The organism is Halorubrum aethiopicum, from assembly GCF_001542905.1.
Classification (GTDB): Archaea; Halobacteriota; Halobacteria; order Halobacteriales; family Haloferacaceae; genus Halorubrum; species Halorubrum aethiopicum.
This window is the reverse complement of record NZ_LOAJ01000001.1, coordinates 2,546,004-2,567,101: the sequence shown is the minus strand read 5'-3', so window position 1 is coordinate 2,567,101 and position 21,098 is coordinate 2,546,004. Positions and strand designations below refer to the sequence as shown.

General features: G+C 70.5%; 22 protein-coding genes. 11 read left to right on the top strand and 11 right to left on the bottom strand.

The features are described from left to right. The first annotated feature begins 2 nt into the window (after positions 1-2). The 3 genes from AXA68_RS12200 (at position 3) to AXA68_RS12190 (ending at position 2,694) form a co-directional block, all read left to right on the top strand. The gene (locus tag AXA68_RS12200; RefSeq protein WP_066417180.1) at positions 3-833 is read left to right on the top strand and encodes a competence/damage-inducible protein A; all 831 of its coding nucleotides are present in this window, start codon (positions 3-5) and stop codon (positions 831-833) included. A gap of 74 nt (positions 834-907) precedes the next feature. Continuing rightward, positions 908-1,720 (top strand): archaeal proteasome endopeptidase complex subunit alpha, encoded by an 813-nt coding sequence (gene psmA, locus AXA68_RS12195; protein ID WP_080505249.1) that lies wholly within the window; start codon positions 908-910, stop codon positions 1,718-1,720. 83 nt (positions 1,721-1,803) lie between these two features. Further along, positions 1,804-2,694, top strand: a complete 891-nt coding sequence (locus tag AXA68_RS12190; protein WP_066417175.1) for an MOSC domain-containing protein — start codon at positions 1,804-1,806, stop codon at positions 2,692-2,694. A gap of 37 nt (positions 2,695-2,731) precedes the next feature. On the opposite strand, the gene AXA68_RS12185 is transcribed toward AXA68_RS12190, so the two are convergent. Next, a complete protein-coding gene (locus tag AXA68_RS12185; RefSeq protein ID WP_080505248.1) occupies positions 2,732-3,301 on the bottom strand; it encodes a CinA family protein in 570 nt (189 codons plus the stop codon). 75 nt (positions 3,302-3,376) lie between these two features. Here AXA68_RS12185 and AXA68_RS12180 point away from each other — a divergent pair, with 75 nt between their 5' ends. Together AXA68_RS12180 and AXA68_RS12175 are read left to right on the top strand one after the other, a co-directional pair. Continuing rightward, positions 3,377-4,006 (top strand): class I SAM-dependent methyltransferase, encoded by a 630-nt coding sequence (locus AXA68_RS12180; protein ID WP_066417172.1) that lies wholly within the window; start codon positions 3,377-3,379, stop codon positions 4,004-4,006. Between the two features lie 187 nt (positions 4,007-4,193). Beyond that, a complete protein-coding gene (locus AXA68_RS12175) occupies positions 4,194-5,504 on the top strand; it encodes an ABC transporter substrate-binding protein (RefSeq protein WP_066417170.1) in 1,311 nt (436 codons plus the stop codon). Positions 5,505-5,628: 124 nt separating this feature from the next. Here the strand turns inward: AXA68_RS12175 and AXA68_RS12170 are convergent, their stop codons facing one another. Genes AXA68_RS12170 through AXA68_RS12155 form a run of 4 tightly spaced genes read right to left on the bottom strand, consistent with a single transcriptional unit; the run spans position 5,629 to position 9,858 of the window. Then, on the bottom strand, positions 5,629-6,333 hold the full coding sequence (locus AXA68_RS12170; RefSeq protein ID WP_066417168.1) for an ABC transporter ATP-binding protein: 705 nt from the start codon (positions 6,331-6,333) through the stop codon (positions 5,629-5,631). Next, complete coding sequence (locus AXA68_RS12165) at positions 6,330-7,361, bottom strand: ABC transporter ATP-binding protein (protein ID WP_232745114.1); 1,032 nt, start codon at positions 7,359-7,361, stop codon at positions 6,330-6,332. The genes AXA68_RS12170 and AXA68_RS12165 overlap by 4 nt, the downstream gene beginning before the upstream one ends. After that, the gene (locus AXA68_RS12160) at positions 7,358-8,749 is read right to left on the bottom strand and encodes a branched-chain amino acid ABC transporter permease (protein ID WP_066417165.1); all 1,392 of its coding nucleotides are present in this window, start codon (positions 8,747-8,749) and stop codon (positions 7,358-7,360) included. The genes AXA68_RS12165 and AXA68_RS12160 overlap by 4 nt, the downstream gene beginning before the upstream one ends. After that, positions 8,746-9,858, bottom strand: coding sequence for a branched-chain amino acid ABC transporter permease (locus AXA68_RS12155; protein ID WP_066417156.1), 1,113 nt, complete (start codon positions 9,856-9,858; stop codon positions 8,746-8,748). The genes AXA68_RS12160 and AXA68_RS12155 overlap by 4 nt, the downstream gene beginning before the upstream one ends. 209 nt (positions 9,859-10,067) lie before the next feature. On the opposite strand from AXA68_RS12155, the gene AXA68_RS12150 reads away from it, so the two are divergent. The 5 genes from AXA68_RS12150 to AXA68_RS12130 all read left to right on the top strand — a co-directional run bounded on the left by AXA68_RS12150 (position 10,068) and on the right by AXA68_RS12130 (position 13,709). Then, entirely contained in the window at positions 10,068-10,949 is an 882-nt protein-coding gene (locus tag AXA68_RS12150; RefSeq protein ID WP_066417154.1) for an NAD(P)-dependent oxidoreductase, read from the top strand. Between the two features lie 85 nt (positions 10,950-11,034). Beyond that, positions 11,035-12,000 (top strand): alpha/beta fold hydrolase, encoded by a 966-nt coding sequence (locus tag AXA68_RS12145; RefSeq protein ID WP_066417151.1) that lies wholly within the window; start codon positions 11,035-11,037, stop codon positions 11,998-12,000. A gap of 47 nt (positions 12,001-12,047) precedes the next feature. Further along, a complete protein-coding gene (locus tag AXA68_RS12140) occupies positions 12,048-12,374 on the top strand; it encodes a cupin domain-containing protein (protein WP_066417145.1) in 327 nt (108 codons plus the stop codon). Beyond that, entirely contained in the window at positions 12,374-12,784 is a 411-nt protein-coding gene (locus AXA68_RS12135; RefSeq protein WP_066417143.1) for a rhodanese-like domain-containing protein, read from the top strand. Before AXA68_RS12140 ends, AXA68_RS12135 begins: the two co-directional genes overlap by 1 nt. 88 nt (positions 12,785-12,872) lie before the next feature. Further along, positions 12,873-13,709, top strand: a complete 837-nt coding sequence (locus AXA68_RS12130) for a VOC family protein (protein ID WP_066417142.1) — start codon at positions 12,873-12,875, stop codon at positions 13,707-13,709. Positions 13,710-13,769: 60 nt separating this feature from the next. Here the strand turns inward: AXA68_RS12130 and AXA68_RS12125 are convergent, their stop codons facing one another. From AXA68_RS12125 to AXA68_RS12100, 6 genes are all read right to left on the bottom strand, one after another. Further along, on the bottom strand, positions 13,770-14,474 hold the full coding sequence (locus tag AXA68_RS12125; protein ID WP_066417139.1) for an ABC transporter ATP-binding protein: 705 nt from the start codon (positions 14,472-14,474) through the stop codon (positions 13,770-13,772). Further along, complete coding sequence (locus tag AXA68_RS12120; protein WP_066417135.1) at positions 14,471-15,235, bottom strand: ABC transporter ATP-binding protein; 765 nt, start codon at positions 15,233-15,235, stop codon at positions 14,471-14,473. The genes AXA68_RS12125 and AXA68_RS12120 overlap by 4 nt, the downstream gene beginning before the upstream one ends. Next, complete coding sequence (locus AXA68_RS12115) at positions 15,232-16,275, bottom strand: branched-chain amino acid ABC transporter permease (RefSeq protein ID WP_066417132.1); 1,044 nt, start codon at positions 16,273-16,275, stop codon at positions 15,232-15,234. The genes AXA68_RS12120 and AXA68_RS12115 overlap by 4 nt, the downstream gene beginning before the upstream one ends. Beyond that, positions 16,272-17,186 carry a branched-chain amino acid ABC transporter permease gene (locus AXA68_RS12110; RefSeq protein ID WP_080505247.1) on the bottom strand — a complete coding sequence of 305 codons (915 nt, stop codon included), beginning with the start codon at positions 17,184-17,186 and terminating at the stop codon, positions 16,272-16,274. The genes AXA68_RS12115 and AXA68_RS12110 overlap by 4 nt, the downstream gene beginning before the upstream one ends. A 5-nt stretch (positions 17,187-17,191) precedes the next feature. Continuing rightward, positions 17,192-18,613 (bottom strand): ABC transporter substrate-binding protein, encoded by a 1,422-nt coding sequence (locus AXA68_RS12105; protein ID WP_066417120.1) that lies wholly within the window; start codon positions 18,611-18,613, stop codon positions 17,192-17,194. Between the two features lie 143 nt (positions 18,614-18,756). Next, on the bottom strand, positions 18,757-19,737 hold the full coding sequence (locus tag AXA68_RS12100) for an ornithine cyclodeaminase family protein (RefSeq protein WP_066417117.1): 981 nt from the start codon (positions 19,735-19,737) through the stop codon (positions 18,757-18,759). A gap of 163 nt (positions 19,738-19,900) precedes the next feature. Here AXA68_RS12100 and AXA68_RS12095 point away from each other — a divergent pair, with 163 nt between their 5' ends. Beyond that, positions 19,901-21,076 (top strand): NAD(P)/FAD-dependent oxidoreductase, encoded by a 1,176-nt coding sequence (locus tag AXA68_RS12095; protein WP_066417114.1) that lies wholly within the window; start codon positions 19,901-19,903, stop codon positions 21,074-21,076. Positions 21,077-21,098 lie beyond the last annotated feature (22 nt).

The window sequence follows — 21,098 nt, the reverse complement described above, 5'->3', positions numbered from 1 at the left end:
GCATGGAAGTCGCGTTGATCACGGTCGGCGACGAGCTGCTCTCCGGCGACACGGTGAACACGAACGCCAACTGGCTCGCGGCGCGGCTGGCCGATCGGGGCGTCTCGGTGACGCGGATCCTCTCGGTTCCGGACGACCGGGAGACGATCGCCGAGCGGGTGGCGGCCTACGGCGACGCCTTCGACCGCGTGATCGTCACCGGGGGGATCGGCGGGACGCCCGACGACGTGACGGTGGAGGCGGTCGCGGACGCGTTCGGGCGCGACATGACCGTCTCGGAACTCGCACGCGCCGACGTCGAGGAGCGGCTGGCCGAGATCGCGACCCGGATCCCGGACCGCGACCTCGACGTGGATGTCGATCGGGAGGCGGCGCTCCCCAAGGGGAGCCGACCGCTGTTGAACGGAGCGGGGCTCGCGCCCGGCTGCGTGCTCGAGAACGTGTACGTCCTGCCGGGGATCCCCGAGGAGCTGAAGGCGATGTTCGAGTCGGTCGCCGACGAGTTCGCGGGCGAGCGCCGGTCGCGGTTCCTCTACACGGTCGAGCCCGAGGCGAACATCGTCCCCGCCCTCGAGGAGGCGATGGAGCGGTACGAGGTTACGGTCGGCTGTTACCCCGACCGGGAGGCGGGTCACAACCGCCTGAAGCTCGTCGGCACCGACGACGGGGAGCTGGTCGCCGGGAGCGAGTGGCTGCTCGGAGCCATCGACGCCAGCGAGACGCCCGTCTCGCGCGACTGGGGCGACGGCGACGACGCGGACGAACCCACGAACGAGGACTCGGACCGCTCGACGCCGGACCGGTCGGAGCGGGACCCGCCGCGTACCGGTTAAGGAGGGTTTTTCAACCGTCCGGCGTAATAAAGGGTAATGAGCGAGCACGTCACCGCGCGAGCGGGTGAGAAGCGATGATGGGCGGCAACGACCAGCAGGCGTACGACCGCGGGACGTCGCTGTTCTCGCCGGACGGGCGCATCTACCAGGTCGAGTACGCCCGCGAGGCGGTCTCGCGCGGCGCGCCGAGTCTCGGCGTCCGGACGGCGGACGGGATCGTCTTCGTCGCGATGTCGAGGGCGACCTCGACGCTGATGGAGGCGGAGAGCATCGAGAAGCTCCACAAGCTCGACGACCACCTCGGCACCGCGAGCGCCGGCCACGTCGCGGACGCGCGACAGCTCATCGACCTCGCCCGCCGGCAGTCGCAGGGCAACCGCCTCCGCTACGGCGAGCCCGTCGGCGTCGAGACGCTGACGAAGTTCGTCACCGACCACATCCAGGAGAACACCCAGCGCGGCGGCACCCGGCCGTACGGCGCGGCGCTGCTCATCGGCGGGATCGAGAACGGCGAGCCGCGCCTGTTCGCGGCCGACCCCTCCGGAACCCCCAACGAGTGGAAGGCGACCGTCATCGGCGGCGGGAGACAGGAGATCCAGGACGTCCTTGAGGAGGAGTGGGAGGAGGGCCTCTCGCTCGCCGAGGGGATCGAACTCGGCGTCCGCGCGCTCGCGGCCCACGAGGAGGAGTTCGTCCCCGGCGACCTCGCGGTCGCGACGGTCACGGAGGCCGACGGGTACCGCACCGTCTCCGAAAGCGAGGTGAGCGAGGCGTTCGAGGCCGCCGGACTCGCCGGCGACGAGGAGGAGGACGACGAGACGCCCGCTGACGACGCTGACGCCGACGCCGACGCCGAGGACGCCGACGGCGACGGAGACGAGGAGTAACCCGACGGAACCCGCCGCCGCTCCCGACCGCGCGGACGGGAGTCCACGGTCACCCTTTTGGTCCGCTCCCCCGAACGGAGCGTATGACACGACTCGGCGGACTCCTCGCGTATCCCGTGAAATCGCTCGACGGCGTCGCCGTCGAGCGCGCGGAGCTCGGTTCTCGAGGCGCGCTCCGGGGCGACCGATCGTACGCGTTCGTCGAGGCCGGCGTCGACCCAGAGGTCGCGTCGGTCGGGAGCGGCGGCGGGTACGTGAACGGGAAGAGCGAGCCGGCGATCCAGCGCCTGCGGGCGAGCTACGATCTCGCCGGCCCGGCGGACGCGACGCCGACGGCGGTGACGCTGGAGCGGCCGGCGCGGGAGGAGGTGGCGGCCGGCGAGCGGACGTTCGCGCTGCCGGAGGAGGGCGACGCGCTGGCGGCGTGGGTCGGCGAGTACCTCGGGTACGAGGTCGATCTCGTCCGCGAGCCGGCGGGCGGGTTCCCGGACGACCGGGCGGCCCCCGGTCCGACCGTGATCTCGACGGGGACGCTCGAGACGGTCGCCTCGTGGTTCGACGGGATCGCGGACGCGACGGAGGCGCGCCGGCGGTTCAGGCCGAACGTCGTGCTCGAGGACTGTCCCGCGTTCTTCGAGGACCGGCTGTTCGCCGACCGCGGGACGGGGGTCCGGTTCTCGATCGGCGACGCCGACCTCGTCGGCGTCAACCCGTGTCAGCGGTGCGTCGTCCCGTCACGACACCCGGACACCGCGGTCGAGATCGACGGGTTCCGGGAGACGTTCCTCCGGAAGCGGCGGGAGACGCTGCCCGCGTGGACCGAGAGCGACCGGTTCGACCACGACTTCCGGCTGATGGTGAACACGGTCGTCCCGGCGGAGTCGTGGGGATCGGTCGTCGCGGTCGGCGACCCGGTCGAGATCGACGGCCCCGTGGACGTGACGGAGAGCGACGACGGCGTCGCGGTCGCGTGAACGGCGGAGTCGCGGTTGCCGCTCGCGTCTCCCGCGCTCAATCCGGGTCCTCGAGCTCGCGGACCGTCCGAACGAGTTCGTCGAGGGCACGCTCGACGCTCGCCCGTTTCACGGCGTCGCGATCCCCGGAGAACTCCGCGCGGACGCTCCGCGTGAACGATCCCTCCGTTCCCCACGGCGCGGCGTAGGCCACGCCGACGTACGCCAACCCCACCGGCTTCTCCGGGGTTCCGCCGCCGGGACCGGCGATCCCCGTGGTCGAGACGCCCCACGTCGTGTCGGCGTGATCGCGGGCTCCGGCGGCCATCTCCCGGGCGACCGGTCCGCTGACCGCGCCGTGTTCGTCCAGCGTCTCCCGGGCGACGCCCAGCTCCTCGCGTTTGGCGTCGTACGCGTATGTCACGTAGCCCCGATCGAAGTAGGCGCTCGACCCCGGCACGTCGGTCACCGTCGATCCCACGAGGCCGCCGGTCAGCGACTCGGCGGTCGCGAGCGTCTCCTCCCGGTCGGCCAACAGCTCGCCGAGGATCACCTCCGGCGGCTCCTCTCGCGGCTCCGATCCGACGTCTCGCCGACGGTCCCGCTCCGCCTCCTGGTCGTCGGTCATGGACGTGGTTGCGACCGTGCCGTGCTTGAAACCCCCGACGCGGAGATTTATGTCGATCTCCGGCGATCGACGCGTATGACCGACGGCGACGAACCGACCGACTGGGACGGGCGGTTCGCGAACGGCGAGTACCCCCGAGACCCGGAGCCGTCTCCCGTCCTCCGTTCCTACGAGCCCTCGATCCCCGATGGCCGGGCGCTCGATCTGGCGACGGGGACCGGGCGGAACGCACTGTTCCTCGCGGCGGCCGGCTACGAGGTCGACGCGCTCGACGCCTCGAGTGAGGGGCTCCGGATCGTCCGGGAGCGGGCGGCGGAGCGCGGGCTCGAGGAGCGGATCGAGACGGTTCACGCCGACGCCACGGAGCACGACTTCCCGACGGGTCGGTACGACCTGGTCACGGTGAGCTTCTATCACACGCTCGACCGGTTCACCGACCTGTGTGAGTCGCTCGCCGAGGGCGGCTACCTCTTCGTCGAGGGGCACCTCCGGTCGGCCGAGCCGACGCCGTCCGGCCCGAGCACCGACCGCTACCGGTTCGCGGCGAACGAGCTCCTGCGGGCCGGCCTCGGACTGACGGTCCTCCACTACGACGAGACGACCGAGGAGCGCCCCGACGACCGCCGGCGCGCGACCGCGCGGCTCCTCGCGCGGCGGTCTCACGGTCCCCGCCAGTCGTACCCGAAGCGGCCGGGGGGTCGGTGAACGGGATCGGTCGCGGATCGACGCCGACGCGTTGAAACCGGACTCCCATCAACTGGCGATCATGAGCCTCGGTTGGGCAGTCTCCCGCCCCCCGAGAGGTCCCGCTCGTTTCATCCACCTGCTTGACAGTACGTGTGGAGATATTGACAGGGATATACTTATCAAAGTGGACCCTATATGAGGGGATATGTCATACCACAAGAGACGGCGTGACGTACTGAAGGGGATCGGTGTCGCGGGCGCGGTCAGCGTCGCCGGCTGCTCGGGGGGCGGAGGCGGTGGCGGCGGCGGCAGCGGGCCGGACCTCCTCACCGTCATCGGCTACCCGGAGAGCGGCATTCAGCTCTTCCGTGACTACTACAGCGCGTCCGACGGAGCCGAGGAGATCCTCATCCCCGACGGGCTCCAGGACCCCGCGTTACCCGGCCAGGTCGGCAACGACATGAACAACGTCACCGGCACCGCGCCGGCGGCGGGCGGGCCGAACCAGGAGGCGTTCGAGACGCTGTATCAGGACACGTACGACGAGTCGCCGGGCGTGTTCACCTCGCAGTCGTACGACTCGGCCGCCGCGCTCATTCTCGCGAACGTCGCCGCGGGCGAGAACGACGGCACCGCGATCCGCGACCAGCTCCGGCGCATCGCGAACCCCGGCGGCACCGAGTACGGCCCGGAAGGGTTCCTCGACGCGGTCGAGGCGGTCGCGAACGGTGAGGACATCAACTACCAGGGCGCGTCGAGCGCGGTCAACTTCGATCAGAACGGCGACCCCGCGTCCGCGGCCTACTCCATCTGGGAGTTCGCCGGCCAGGACGCCGACTCGGTCTCCGTCAACGAAACCCAGAGCTTCGAGGGTGAGAACCCCGACGGGGCCGGTCCCTCCGCGGACTCCTCGCCCGGCGGCTTCGGCCGCGAGGTGAGCGTCGGAATCCTGCTCCCCGAGACCGGGGACCTGGCGTCGACGGGTCAGCCGATGATCCGCGCCGCCGAACTCCCGGCCCAGCAGGTCAACGAGTCCGACCTCGACCTCACCGTGAACGCCCAGTTCGAGGACACCAACACCTCGCCCGACCAGGGGGTCAGCGGCGCGGAGTCGCTGGTCAGCGCGGGCGTTCCGGCGGTGTGCGGGACCGCCTCCTCCGGCGTCAACGTCCCGGTGTGTCAGGAGACGTTCATCCCGAACGAGGTCGTCGGCTGTTCGCCCTCCAGCACCGCGCTGTCGGTGACGAACCTCGAGGACGACGACTACATCTTCCGGACCGCCCCGAGCGACCAGCTCCAGGGACGGGTCATGGCGCAGGTCGCCTCCGAGCGGCTCGAGGCCGAGACCGCCGCGACGCTGTACGTGAACAACGACTACGGACAGCAGCTCTCCGAGCGGTTCAGCAACGTGTTCGAGGACACCTTCGACGGCGAGGTGTACGACCAGATCAGCTTCAACATCGGCGAGTCCTCCTACTCCAGCGTCATCGAGCAGGCGCTCTCGAGCGGGAACTGATCGGCGGAGGCTCCGGCACCGAGTTCCGTTTTTTCGCGACCGCGACCGACGTGAGCGACGGCTCCCGCGAACGGCGCTTGGATCGGAAACACGGGGTCCGGACCGGCCGAGCAGCTCCGGGGAGTTACCCGCCGAGGAACTCCCGGCGGACCTCCTCGTCGTTCAACAGTGCGGTCCCCTCGTCCTCGTAGCGGTTCTGACCGTTCGAGAGCACGTAGCCGCGGTCACAGCGTCGAAGCGCCTCCTTGGCGTTCTGCTCGACCATCAGGACCGCGGTCCCCGACTCGTTGATCTCGTCGATCTTGTCGAACATCTCGTCGACGAGGTCGGGCGCGAGGCCGGCACTCGGCTCGTCGAGCAACAGGAGCTCCGGGTCGAGCATCAGCGCGCGACCCATCGCGAGCATCTGTCGCTGGCCGCCGCTCAGCGTCCCCGCCCGCTGTTCTTTCCGCTCTTCGAGTATCGGGAACCGGTCGTAGACGGTCCGGAGCGCCTCCTGGGGAACCTCGTCGAGGATGTACGCGCCCATCTCGAGGTTCTCCTGGACGTCGAGCTCCGCGAAGACGTTCTCGCTCTGTGGGACGTACCCCAACCCCTTGTGGATGATGTCCTCGGGCTTCGTCCCGCTTATGTCCTCGCCGTCGAAGGTCACGGTGCCGCCCATGTGGGTCGTCAGTCCGAACACCGACTTCATCACCGTGGACTTGCCGGCCCCGTTCGGGCCGACGATGGTGACGTACTCCTCGTCGTCGACGTCGAGGTCGACGTCCGTGAGGATCTGGAGGTCGCCGTAGCCGGCGTCCAGCTCGCGGACCTCGAGCAGGCTCATACCTCACCTCCGAGATACGCCTCGATGACCTCCTCGCTCTCCTTGATCTCCGCCGGGGTCCCGTCCTTCAGGATCCGGCCCTGATGCATGACGATGACCCGCTCGCAGTTGTTCATGATGAGGTCCATGTCGTGTTCCACGATGAGGAACGTGTATCCGCGGTCGCGCAGCTCGTGGATGTGACCGAGCAGCCGCTTCTCCAGCGTCGGGTTGACGCCCGCGAACGGCTCGTCGAGGAGCAGCATGTCGGGGTCGGTCAACAGCGCGCGCGCCATCTCCAGCAGCTTCCGCTGGCCGCCGGAGAGGTTCCCCGCGTACTCGTCGGCGAGGTGGTCGATCTCGAAGAAGTCGAGCACCTCCCACACGCGCTCGAGCTGTTCGGTCTCCTGTTCGCGCACGTCCCCGCGGGTGAGGGGTAACACCGACCGCCACAGCGACTCCCCGGTCTGTCCCTTCGGCGCGAGCATCATGTTCTCGAGGACGGTCATCTCCTCGAGTTCGCGGGCGATCTGGAACGTCCGGACGAGCCCGCGGTTGGCTATCTCGTGGGGTTGGTAGCCGGTTATCTCCTCGCCGTTGAACCGGACCGTCCCGGCGTCGGGCTCCAACATCCCGGTGATGAGGTTGAACGTCGTCGACTTGCCGGCCCCGTTCGGACCGATGAGTCCCGTGAGCGTCCCCTGTTCGACGTCGAAGCTGACGTCGTCGACGGCGACGATGCCGCCGAACGTCCGCCGGAGCCCCTCGACTTCGAGGGGCGTCGAATCGACCGACACGTCGGAGTCCTCCGGCGCGTGGACGGTTCGATCCGGCGTCTCCGCGTCGGCCGGTGCGCCCGCGTCTCCGTCCGGGTCGTCCTCGGCGGCCGGCGTCGAGCCGACCTCCGCCGGTGCGTCCTCCCCTGTCGTCGAGTCGTCCTCGGTCGGTGCGTCCTCCGCCGGCGTCGAACCGTCCTCGGCCGGCGCGTCCTCGAGCGGTTCCTCGGCCGGCGTCGAGCCGTCCGCGACGGAGTCGTCGGTGCCGCTCATCGCGTCTCGCCCCCGTCGGCCGCGGTCGACTGCCCGCTCGACCCGTCGCCTCCCGGCCGCGAGAGGTCGACGCTGGAGGCGGTCTCCTTGCGGTGGCCGAGCAGCCCCTCGGGGCGGTTGTGCATCAGCCAGATCAACACCACGCCCATGATCACGAGCCGCAACTGGCTCACGCTGTCGAGCGTGTAGACGAGGAAGGGGACGGGATCGAGCGACCCGAACGCCGCGACCGCCTCGCCGAAGTTCTGCGGCGCGTCGCCCAGCTCGAAGGCGGCCTCGACCAGGTTCTTCACGTACCGCGGCCCCTCGTACAACACCCCGGCGAAGATCGCCCCGCCGAGGAAGCTGCCGGTGTTCGATCCCGCGCCCCCGATGATGAGCGCGATCCACACGAAGAAGGTGATGTTCGGCCGGAACGAGGGCGGCGTGATGCTCCCGCGGCCGGAGTACCAGAGGATCCCGCCGAGCCCCATCAGCGCCGCGCCGAGCACGAACGCCGTGAGCTTGAACCGATCGGTGTCTTTCCCCAGCGCGTTCGCGACGTCCTCGTCCTCGCGGATGGCCTTCAACACCCGGCCGAACGGCGACTTGCCGGTCCGCGAGAGAAGCAGGTAGAACAGCCCCACGCAGACGAGGAGGACGATCCCGTAGACGAGTCCGTCTATCACCGGTTTGGGGTTGTTCGGGATGAAGTTCCGCTGGACGAACGCGACGAAGCCGAGGTACGGCTCCCAGAGGAACAGGAGCCGAAGCAGCGCCTCGAGCGGGTCCGTGTAGTTCAGGATGAGCCCGCCCCCGCCGCCGAGCCCGATCGTGTCCGCGGTCGGGTCGAAGCTGAACAGCTGGACCCCGGCGACCGTGAGGTCGATCGTGTCCGGAACGGTGACCTCCTGGAACGTCCGGGACATCATCGTGAACCGGACGATCTCCGAGAACGCGACCGTGACGATCGCGAGGTAGTCGGCCCGGAGCCGGAGCGCGGGCAACGCGACCAGGAGGCCGAACAGCCCCGCCACGACGACGCCGGCGATCACGCCGACGACGAGCGGGAGGCCGAGCCCGCCGACCTGCGCGGCACCGCCCTCCGCCACCGGCGGCTTCGAGACGAGCGCGGTGACGTAGACGCCGATGCCCATGAAGCCGACGATGCCGATGTTGAAGAGGCCGGTGTACCCCCAGTGGAGGTTCAACGCCAGCGCGAGCATGCCGAACGCGCCGACGTAGAAGGTGAGGTTCGCGATCGAGTTCAGCTGGCCGCGGAGGCCGTACCCGAACGCGACCCCGGCGAGAACGTACGCCAAGTAGATCGCGCCGAGGACCGCGAGCACCAGCGTCACGTCGCGCTCGAAGAGCCCGTCGAGCCGGCCGCGAACGTCGTCGACGCTCATGCCGTGGTCCTCCCGCTGAAGATGCCTTCAGGTTTGAACAACAGGATCACGATCATCACCATGAACGCGGCGGCGCGCCCGAACTCGGAGGGGATCCAGATCACGGACGTCGAGGCGGTCAGTCCGATGACGATCCCGCCCCCGATCGCCCCGTAGATCGAGCCGATGCCGCCGAGGATGACCGCGGCGAACACCAACAACAACAGGAGCCAGCCGTCGTTGAAGCCGAGCGTCCCCTTCCAGAGGACGAACATGTACCCCGCGACGCCGGTGAGCCCGCCGCCGAGGATCCACGTCGTGCGGATGACCCGCTCGGTCGGGATCCCCGTGATCCGCGCGAGGTCCTCGTTGTCGGACATCGCGCGCATCGCCTTCCCCAGTTTGGTCCGCTGTAACAGCAGGTGGACGCCGAGCATCAGTCCGGCCGCGACGAGGATGAGGGTGACGTCGTGGGCGGTGACCCGGAACGTCCCGTCGAACGCCGGCACGTCCAGCCGGGGCACCGACCCGGCCGCGGTCGTCCCGCGCACGCCGGCCCCGAAGACGAACTGGATGAGGTACCGGAGCGCGAACGCGACGCCGATGCTCGTGATGAGCAGGGCGATCCCGCTCTCGTCGCGGATCGGTTTGTACACGAACCGGTCGATGGAAAGCGCCAGCGCGACGGTGGCGACGCCCGCGACGAGCGCCCCGAGAACGACCGCGATCGGCGACGTGGTGACGCCGATCCCGAGCGCGCCGCCGAACACCGATCCGCCGGCACCGACGAGCAGCAGCGCGCCGACGCTGTTCTCGCCGATCCCCGCGACGAGGTAGCTGGTGGCCATCCCGGCGAACGCGCCGCTCGTGAGGTAGTCGCCGTGCGCGAAGTTCGCGAAGTTGAGAATGCTGTACGTCATCGACAGTCCGATACCCGCCAGGCCGATTATCAGCCCCCGGAGCAGCCCGTCCCAGACGAGGGCGGCGAGGCCGCTGATCCGGATCCCCCCCGTCAACAGCCCGCTGGCGAGGGTCCAAACCATCCAGAGGGCCACGAGAACGACCCCGATCGCGAGGGGTTCCTCGCTGAGGGTCCGGCGGTACCGGCCGTACGTTTCAGAGAGACTCACGTGATAACACTCCTCAGGATACCCTGTGAAATCAACGTATAAGACGCTTTCTACCTCTCGCGCGGTTCCGCGAGGGCGGGGTCGGTCACCTCTCCGTCCCGGCGTTTCCCGCTCGGTCCGGCGCGCGACGCCCGGACGACCCCGTCCGCTCGGTGGAGGACTCTCGCCGCCGGACACGACTTATGTGCGTCGCCGACGACTCCCCGACGATGACCGCTATCGGCCTCATCGGCGTCGGCTACATCGGCAAACTGCTCGTCGACCGCCTCCTCGACGCGGGGTACCGCGTGACCGTGTTCGACGTCGACGACGACCAGGTGGCGCACGCGATCGACCGCGGCGCGAGAGCCGCGGGAAGCCCGGCGGAGGTGGCTCGGGAGGCCGACGCGGTGATCCTGACGCTGCCCGGCTCGCCCGAGGTGGAGGCGACGATGGAGGGGTCGGACGGGTTGCTCGCGGAGCTGGACCGGGGGCAGCTCCTCGTCGACGTGTCGACGACCCGCCCGGCCACGTCCGTCGCCTGCGAGGAGCTGTGCGCCGAGGCGGGTGCCGACTTCCTCGAGGCGACGATCACCGGCGGGTCGCCGCGAGAGGGATACCACGTCATGGCCGGCGGGTCCGAGGCGAGCTACGAGCGGGCCGGAGACCTCCTGGACGCGATCGCGGACGGCCACGTCCGGGTCGGCCCGGTCCCCGACGCGACGGTGTTCAAGCTCGGCCTCCAGATGCGCTACGCCGGCCGCCGCGCGGTCGACGCCGAGGCCGTCGAGTTCGTCCGAGACAACGGCGTGGACCCGACGATCTTCGTCGACTTCCTCGAGTTCGAGATGTACGAGGGGTACTTCACGGGGGAGTTCGGCCAGGCGATGGAGGGATTGGGGACGCTGGCGATCTGGAACAAGGACCTCGGCTACGCCCTGGAATTCGCGGGCGAGCGCGACACCGCGGCCCCGTTGACCGCCGCGGTCCACGAGGCGTACAAGGCGACCGCGCGTCGGGTCGGCGACGGGGAGGGACACGCCGCGGCGCTCGTCACGTACTGGATGCGTCTCAACGACGCGGAGGGGCGGTTCGCCCCGGCGTCCCAGTGACGGACCTCGAACCCGCGCGGTCCGAGACGGGCGACGGCGGACCCGCCGGACGTAGCTATTAGTCGGCCGGGACCGATCGGCCGGTATGGCCGACGGCAGCGTAACCGACGCGGCGGAGGCAGGCCCCAGGAAGGTTCCGGTCGACGAGGTTCCCGCCGACGAGATCCCGGAGGGCGTGCCGGGGACCTCCCGGTTCGTCGAGACGAACGGCGTCCGCCTCCACGTCGTCGAGGCGGGCCCCGAGGACGGGAAGCTCCTCGTCCTCCTCCACGGCTTCCCGGAGTTCTGGTACGGCTGGCACGAGACGATCGCCCCGCTCGCGAACGACGGCTACCGCGTCGTCGTGCCCGACCAGCGCGGCTACAACCTCTCGGAGAAGCCGCCGGGCGTCGCGGACTACCGGATCGGCGAGCTCGCCCGCGACGTCGTCGGACTGATCGACGCGTACGGGCGGGAGACGGCGGCGATCGCCGGCCACGACTGGGGGGCCGCCGTCGGCTGGTGGCTCGCGATCCACCACGCCGACCGGCTCTCCGAACTGGTCGCCGTCAACGTCCCGCACCCGACCGTCTTCGAGCGAGCGCTCCGGACCTCCTGGCGGCAGCGCCGCAAGAGCTGGTACGTGCTTGCCTTCCAGCTCCCCCGGCTGCCGGAGGCGGTCGCGCGCGCCGGGAACTGGCGGATCGGCGTGCGGGCCATGCGCGAAACGAGCGATCCGGGGACGTTCGGCGAGGACGACTTCCGCCGGTACCGGCGCGCGTGGGACCGCGACGGCGCGTTCGAGGCGATGGTGAACTGGTACCGGGCCATCGTCCGCGAGCGGCCCGAGCCGGACGCGCCGCGCGTCGAGGTCCCGACGCTCGTGATCTGGGGCGCGAACGACCCGTTCCTCGAGAAGCGGCTGGCCGGCGAGAGCCTCGAGCACTGCGCCGACGGACGGCTCCTCACGATCGACGACGCGACCCACTGGGTGATCCACGAGGACCCCCACCGGGTCGCGGAGGCGGTCGCGGACCACGCCGACCCGCTGCCGCCGGGCGCGCGCGAGTGACTGCCCCCGCCGACGCGTTTTAACCCCCGCGGCCCGACCCCTCGGGTATGACGCTCGACCGATACGCCGACGCGGTCGGCGACCTCGACCCGGCGGACGGCGAGGTCGCCACCGCCGAACTCGTCGTCACCGACGACGTGCTCGTGAAGGCGTTCGTCCTCGCGCCCGGCGGCGAGGTCGACGCGCACGAGCACGCGGACGCGACGAACGTCTTCCACGTCCTCGAGGGGGAGCCGACCGTGATCCGGGACGGCGAGTCCGAACGCCTCGCCGCGCCGGCGGTCGTCCACAACGCCCGCGGGGACGTCCACGGGGCCCGAAACGAGACCGACGCGCGCGCCGTGCTCACGGCGAGCCTCTGCCCGCTCCCGTGATGGACGGCGAGATCGACCCGGCGGCGCTTGCCGCGCTGCTGGAGGACGGCGAGGACGTGCGGATCGTCGACATCCGCGACGAGCGGGCGTTCGACCGGGGTCACCTCCCCGACAGCGAGTCGATCCCGTTCCCGGAGCTCACGACCCGCGTCGCCGAACTGGAGGGCGCAGAGCGGATCGTGACGGTCTGTCCCCACGGGATCGCGAGCAGGCAGGCCGCCCAGCTGATCGGCAGCTACGAGGGGACCGCCGACGCCCGCGTCGAGAGCCTCCGCGGCGGGGTCGAGGCGTGGCAGGAGGGCGGCCACGAGCTGGAGACCTCGTCCGCCGAGGACGGCAGGAACGGCGCGGACGCCGGGGACGGCGGGCGCGAAGGCGGCCCGGAGGAGGGTCCGGACGCGCCGTTCTGATCGGAACCCGTCTTTGGACCCGTTTCTGGACCCCCGCGATCGACGCGGTCGCCGGAACGTATTTGCCGGTCGCTTCCGGCCTCCCGGTATGGACCTCCGCATCGATCACGTCACGGTCGCGGGACGGGATCTGGACCGGCTCGTCGACGCGTTCGCCGAGGCCGGCTTCCCGGTCGAGTACGGGGGTCGCCACTCCAACGGCGTCACCCACATGGCGATCGTCGGGTTCCGCGACGGGAGCTACCTCGAACTCATCTCGACGCTGGAGCCCGACGCCGACTCGCCGTGGTGGGACGGTCCCATCCACGGGAACGGCGGGCCCTGCGCGTGGGCGGTCGACGTCGAGGACATCGACGCCGCGAGCGCCGACCTCCGCGACCGCGGCGTCCGCGTCGAGGGCCCCTCGGCGTACCAGCGGACCCGCGAGGACGGGGCGCTCGTCGAGTGGGACCTCACCTATCTGGGAGACGGCGATCCGGGCGCGACGCTCCCGTTCCTCATCAGTGACCGGACCCCGCGGGAGCGCCGGGTCCGGCCGACCGGCGACCTGGACTCGTCGCCGGTCGTCGGCGTCGACACGGTCGTGTTGGGCGTTCCCGACCTCGACGCCGCGGTCGGGAGGTTCGAGACGGCGTTCGACGCCGGCGACCCGGAACTCGGGGAGAGCCCCGACCTCGAGGCCGACGTCGCGACGTACTCCGACCTCCCAGTCGCGTTGGCGGAGCCGCGCGGCGAGGGGTGGCTCGCCGACCGACTCGACGAGTTCGGTCCGCGACCCGTCGCGTACCTCCTCGGATACGAGGGCGACGGTTCCGGGTTCTCGGACCTCGAGTCGGGGTCCGTCGGGGATCGGCCGGTCGAGTGGGCTCCGGTGACACACCCGGTGGGCCGTCGCTATCTCGGGTTCGTCGCGGTGAAAGAATAGAAACGGCGCGTCGCACGAGCCGTATCGCCGCCGGTACCGCCGTTATCGTCGTTACCGACGTTACCCGCCGAGGAACTCCCGGCGAACCTCCTCGTCGCCGAGGAGGGCGTCGCCGTCGTCCTCGTAGCGGTTCTCGCCGTTGGCGAGCACGTAGCCGCGGTCACAGCGTCGAAGCGCCTCCTTGGCGTTCTGCTCGACCATCAGGACCGTGGTGCCGGCGTCGTTGATCTCGTCGACCCGGTCGAACATGTCGTCGACGAGGTCGGGCGCGAGGCCAGCGCTCGGCTCGTCCAAGAGCAGCACGTCGGGATCGAGCATCAACGCACACCCCATCGCGAGCATCTGCTGTTGGCCGCCCGACAGCGAGCCGGCGTTCTCGTCCGTCCGGTCGGCGAGCGCCGGGAACCGGTCGTAGACGTCCCGCTTCCGGTCCTCGGGTACCTCGTCGAGCACGTACGCGCCGAGCCGGAGGTTCTCCTCGACGGTCAGCGTCGGGAAGACGTTGTCCGACTGGGGGACGTAGCCGATCCGCTCGCGAACGACCTCCTCGGGATCCATCCCGGCGATGTCCGTCCCGCGGTACTCGATCGATCCGCCCTGACACGTCGCGAGCCCGACGATCGCCTTCATCACCGTCGACTTCCCCGCGCCGTTGGGGCCGACGATCGTGACGTACTCCCCGTCGTCGACGCGGATGTCGACCCCGGAGAGCACCCGGAGGTCGCCGTAGCCCGCGTCGAGGTCGATCACCTCGAGCAGGCTCATTCGGCGTCACCCCCGAGGTACGCCTCGATGACGCGCTCGTCCTCGAGCACCGCCTCCGGCTCGCCCTCGACGAGCAGCCGTCCCTGCCGGAGGACGATCAGCCGATCGACGAGTTCGGTCAGCGTCTCGAGTTCGTGTTCGATGATCACGACCGTCATGCCCTCCGCGTTGAGGTCCCGGATTCGGTCCGCGATGTCGCGGGTCAGCGTCGGGTTGACGCCCGCGAACGGCTCGTCGAGGAGCAACACCTCGGGGTCGAGCATCAGCGTCCGCGCGAGCTCGAGCAGCTTCCGCTGGCCGCCCGAGAGGTTGCTGCTGTACTCGTCGGCGAGGTGGTCGAGCTCGAACGTCTCGATCAGCTCGTCGGCCCGCTCGCGGACCGACTCCTCGTGTTCACGCATCGATCCGCTCCGGATCAGCGCGGGAAGGGTCCGCTCGCCCGGCTGGTCGGGCGCGGCGAGCCGGACGTTGTCGCGGACGGTCATCGTCTCCAGCTCGCGGGTGTTCTGGAAGGTCCGCACCAGCCCGCGGTGTGCCAGCGACTCGGGCGGGTCGCCCGTCACGTCGGTCCCGTCGAGGGTGACGGTCCCGTCGTCCGGGGGGATGACGCCGCTGACGCAGTTGAAGAACGTCGACTTCCCCGCGCCGTTCGGCCCCATCACGCCGACGAGTTCCCCCTCGTCGATCGAGACGGACAGGCCGTCTATCGCGCGCAGGCCGCCGAAGTCCTTGACGAGTCCCTCCGCGGAGAGGAGACTCATTGGTCCACCCCCAGCTCCTGCGGGTCGCCCCAGATCCCCGCGGGGCGGAACCGGATCACCGCGATCAGTATCAGGCCGACGACGACGAGCCGGAGGGCAGCGAACACGTCGCCGGGAACCGGCGTCACGCTCAGCCCGAACCGGGAGACGAGCCGCAGCCCCATGATGATCGCCAGGCCGGCGAGCACCGCGCGGTGGTTCGCCGCGCCGCCGAGTAACATTCCGATCCAGATCGTCACGGTCACCTGGATGGTGAAGAAGCCGGGCGCGACCGCGCCGTTGTACAGCGCGAACAGCCCGCCGGCGAGGCCGGCCAGCGCCGCGCCGTAGACGAACGCCTGCGTCTTGTAGACGATCGTGGACTTGCCCACCGAGCGCGTCACCAACTCGTCGGCCCGGATCGCCCGGAGGACGCGCCCGTACGGCGCGTCGGTGAGCCGGGTGACGGCCGCGAGCGTGATCAGCGTGAGCCCGCCCAACACGAGGATCGTCGCGATGAGCCGCGTGTCGGCGTCGCCGACGAGCCCGGCGATCGGCCGCGGGACGCCGAGGATCCCGACGTTCCCGCCGAAGACCCCCTCGAAGTTGACGAAGATCGAGTGGAATATCTCCGCGGTCGCGAGCGTGACGATCGCGAGGAAGTCGTCGCGGAGCCGGATCGAGGTGGCGCTCACGACGAGGCCGAGAAGGGCGGCCGCGATCACGCCCACCAGGAGCCCGAGCGGCCACGGATACCCCAGCCCGATCCCGGCGAACGGATCCGCCGCCGACAGCATCGCGGTCGCGTACGCGCCGACCGCGAAGAAGACCACGTGCCCGAAGTTGACCAGGCCGGTGTGGCCGTACTGGAGGTCGAGCCCGAGCACGAGCATGCCGTAGATCACGAACGTGATCCCGACCTCGACGAAGACGTACAGCGCGCTCGGCAGGTTCGCCTGAAGCGGCGTCAACGCGAACAGGCCGCCGACGAGCAGGCAGGCCACCCCGGCGATCAGGGCGCGGTCGCCGCGTCCGGACGGGAGGCGGTCGAGGGCGCTCACGCCTCACGCACCTCCGTTCCGGCGATCCCGCTCGGCTTGACGAGCAGCACGACGATCAGGATCGCGAACGCGACCGCCGAGGAGAGGCCGGTCATCGACGACGGCAGGAACGCCGTCGAGAGCGCGAGCGCGAGCCCGATGACGTACGCGCCGATGATCGCCCCGTACGGGCTGCCGGCTCCCCCGAGGATGGCGGCAGAGAGTATCTGGAGGATGTGGCTGAAGCCCGTGGTGGAGCTGACGTTCGTCTGGATCGCCATGAGCACGCCCGCGAGCCCGGCGAGGACGCCCGCCAGCACCCAGACGCTGTCGCGGATCAGCTGGGTGTCGATGCCGCGGACGCGCGCCAGGCTCTCGTCGTCGCCCATCGCCCGCATCGCGATCCCCACGTCGGTCCGCGTCAACAGCGCGTGGATGGCGAGGAAGACCGCGACGGCGGAGCCGACCACGACCAGGTGTTCGGAGGTGACGAAGAAGCCGCCGAGCAGGTCCACGGAGCCGATCGGCACGTCGGGAACCGCGTCGAACCGGAACGTCGTCGTCTCGGTCTCGATGTAGCGGGCGCTCCGACCGCCGAAGAGGCGGATCGCGTTGCGGATGGCGATCCCGAGCCCGATCGACGTCAGCAGCATCGGCACCGGGCCCGTGTGGTTGATGGGAGTGAAGAAGCCGCGGGCGAGCACGATGCTGATGACCCCGCCGCCGATCATCGCGACGACGACCGCGACCGGCAACGGGAGGGGGATCGCGCTCGCGGCGAGGAAGCCGACGAACGCGCCGAGGGTGAGGTACTCCCCGTACGCGAAGTTGATCATGTTCACGATCCCGTAGATGAGCGTGAATCCGATCGCGGCGATCGCGATGTACGACCCGGTGACGATCCCGAAGATGGCTTCCTGAAGCAAGCCCATCGGGATCAGTATTCGCCTTCGGCGACGTACTCCCGGATGTCCTCGGCCGGGACCTCGCTCGTCGCCTCGAACCCGTTTTCGCCGGCGGTGCTTATCGTGACGCTGCCGAAGACGTTGCCGTGCTGGGTGAAGTTCGTGGGCGTCGCCGCACCTTGGTAGGAGATCTCCTCGCCGTTGGCGAGCGCCTCCTTCCCCTCGGCGAAGGTGCTGACCTCCGTCCCGCCGTCACGGCTGACCGGCCCGAGGTTGCGCTCTATCGCCTCCGGGGTCGCCTCGCCCGCCCGCTCGATCGCCAGCGCGATCACCTGCATGGCGTCCCACGCGGGCGGCGTCCAGGCGTTGATCGCCGCGTCGCCCTCCTCCGAGTAGATCCCCTCGAAGGTGTCGTAGCTCGGGCCCGATTGGCCGGGCGATCCGGCCCACGCGCCGTGGATGTCGCTGCCGACCTGGTCGACGAGCTCCTGTTGTGCCAGCGGGTCCGAGAGGATCGGCTGGCGGCCGTACCCCGCGTCGGACCAGTCCGAGAGCGCCGTGATCGCGGACTCCAGCGGGAGGCTCACGAGGAAGGCGTCGAACTCGGCGTCGAAGAGCCGGCTGAGCGCCGACTGGTAGCTCGATCCGCCGATCTCGACTTCCACCCGCTCGGCGACCGTCCCGCCGTTGTCCTCGTAGACGGAGAGGAACCCGTCGACGTAGCTGCGCTCGCCCTCGGTGGTGCCGTTGAGCACGCCGAGGGTATCGAGGTCGTTCTCGAGCGCGTACACCGCGCTCCCGCTCGTGTGGACGGTGTCGCCGACGACGGTCCGCCAGACCCACTCGTCGTCCGAGAGGTCCTCCGGCGTCGCCTTGTCCCCGCCGCGAGTGTCGAGGAACGTCGACCCCGGCCACGGGGTGACCATCGGGACCTCGAAGTCCTGGAGGAAGTCCCAAAGCGGGTTGATCTCGCTTGAGAAGAGGCCCACGATCGCCGGTACCCCGTCGTTCTCGATCAGCTGGGTCGTGACGGTCCGCGCCTCCTGCGGGTCGACGGCGGTGTCCCGCCGGATCACTTCCAGCTCCGCGTCCAGCGGTCCGCCGGCCTCGTTGATGTGGGCGACCGCGGCGTCGGTCGCCTGTGAGACCCCCGGCTGGAGGAAGTCCCACTGCCCGCTCAGCGACGCGGGCTGACCGAGCGAGATGGTCTCGGGGGCGTCGCTTCCGTCGTCGCTCCCGTCGTCGCTGCCGCTTCCGTCGTCCCCGCTGCTCCCGTCCCCGCCCCCGTCGCCGCCGCTTCCGTCGTCCCCGCTGCTCCCGTCCCCGCTCCCGTCGCCGCCGCTCTCCTCGCCGCCGCCGAAGCTCACGCAGCCGGAGAGTCCGACGATCCCGCTGCTTCCGGCGACGGTCAGGAACCTACGACGATTCACGAGTTCATTGCTATCAGATGGCATTCGGATACTAGATCCCGACCATCAGCTATTAAAAACGGAGCCGACCATGGTCGACCCGGCGAGAGAAATCGCCAAGTTGTTCGGATGTTCGACAGGTTTCGCCTCGGCGACGCGGTCTCGGCGGTCGGCGGCGTCGACCGCCGCTACAGCGAGAGTTCGGTCCCGTCGCCCGTCTCTACCGCTTCCCGGTAGACCGTCTCCCCCGCCGCGGCGTCCAGCGTCGCGGACCCGACGCTCACCACGGCCAGGATCCCCTCCGGCGACTCCCGGACGTACCCGTCCGCGAGGGGCACGCCGAGTTCGACCAGGTCGTCCGCGTCGAGATCGGTCGCGAGGAGGTCGCCGGTCCCCGCGACCTCCTCGGGCACGTCGGCGAACACGCGCTCGGCGCGCTCGAGGACGCGCGGATCGAGTTCCTGCATCTCCTCGGTGAACGCGCCGACGGCGACGACGAGGGCCCCCTCGCCGAGCGCGTCCGGCGGGAAGACGGGCTCGGTCGCGGTCGTCGCCGTCACGACCACGTCCGCCCCCTCGACGGCCTCCCTCGGGGAGTCGACCGCGCGCGCCGGGATCCCCTCGTCGCTCAGGTCGGCGGCACACGCCACCCGCGAGTCGGACGGCGAGTGGATCCGCACGTCGGCGAGATCGGCGACCGTCGCGATCGCGCGGGTCTGCCAGCGCGCCTGCGCGCCCGCGCCGAGGACGCCGAGGATGAGGCCTTCCTCGGGTTCCGGTGCCAGCTCCCGCACCGAGACCGCGCCGATACAGCCCGTCCGGGCGTTCGTGACCGTCGTTCCCGCCATGAACGCCTTCGGGAGCCCAGTCCGGGCGTCCGTGAGCGCGATCTGGGCGTTGATCGTCGGGAGGCCCCGCTCCGCGTTCCCCTCGTGGACGCCGACGAGTTTCGTCGCGTAGTGGTCCGCCCCGTGGACGTACGCCGGCATCGCGATCCCGGTCCCCGCGGGCTCGTCGCCGTCGAGGCCCGCGCCGACCGGGAAGTGCGGCCGGTGGGGCCGCTCGACCTCGCCGGCGGCCTGTTTGACCAGCGCGTCGTCGACCACGTCGACGAGTTCCGCCAGATCGAGGCTCCGTTCGACCTCCTCCGCGGAGAGTACGAGCACCATGTCCGGGGCGTCGCCCCCCGGCGACTTAGCCTGATCGTCGCCGCGACGGTCGGCACGGTGGTCGGCGCGGTGATCGGCACGATAGTCGACGCGACGGTCGGCGCGATCACCGGATCGGCCGGCGGCGTCGTACGTTTATATTCCGGGGGGGCGATCGAGTGATATGGACGCACTCGTCGTCGGCGGAGGGGTCGTCGGACTCTCCGCCGCCTACTCGCTCGCGGACCGCGGCGCGGACGTGACGCTCGTCGAGAAGGGATCGCTCGGGAACGCGAGCACCGCCCGCTCGGCCGGCGGGATCCGGTCGCAGTTCTCGACGCGCGTGAACGTCGAACTCTCGCTCGCCAGCAAGGAGGTCTGGAACGCCTTCGAGGAGCGGTTCGGCGTCGACATCGGCCTGCGGAAGAACGGCTACCTGTTCCTCGCCCGCTCGGAGGAGACCGCGGAGCGGTTCCGCGAGAACGTCGAGATGCAGCGCGAACTCGGCGCGGGAAGCGAGCTGCTCACCCCCGAGGAGGCGACCGAGCACTGTCCGGGGCTCGACCCCGACCCGTTCGTCGCGGCGACGTACAACCCCGACGACGGGATCGCCGACCCGAACCTCGCCGTCCAGGGGTACGCCGAGGCCGCCCGCGAGCGCGGCGTCGAGATCCTGACGAAGACGGCCGTTACCGACCTCCACCGCGAGGGCGACCGCGTCGTCGGCGCGGACGTCCGCCCGGCCGGCGCGGGAGGGGAGGGATCCGAGCGCCGCGAGGTCGACTGCGTCGTCAACGCCGCGGGCGCGTGGGCGGCGGCGATCGGGGAGATGGCCGGCGTCGACCTCCCGATCGCCCCCCGCCGGCGGCAGATCGCGGTCGTGGACCCGACGCCGCCGGTGCCCGAGTCGGTCCCGCTGACGATCGACCTCGAGACGGGGTCGTACTTCCGGCCCGAACGGGACGGGGTGGCGCTCGTCGGCGGCCACTTCGAGACGGACGACGACCCCGACCAGGACCCCGACGCCTACGACGAGGGGATGGACGTGGAGTGGGCCGCGCGCGCGGTCGAGAACGCCGCCGAGTACGCCGAGTACTTCGGGCTCGACACCCGGATACAGCGCGGCTGGGCCGGGCTGTACGCGGTCACCCCCGACCACCACCCGATCGTCGAGGAGACGCTCCCCGGCCTCGTGACCGTCGCGGGCTTCTCGGGACACGGTTTCCAGCACGCGCCCGCCTCCGGACGGATCGCCGCCGACCTCGTCGTCGACGGGGAGACGGACCTCCTCGACGTCTCGCCGCTCGCGGGCGACCGGTTCGAGCGCGGCGACACGCTCACCGAGCGGAGCGTCGCCTGAGGGGTCCGAGGGTGGAGGAAGC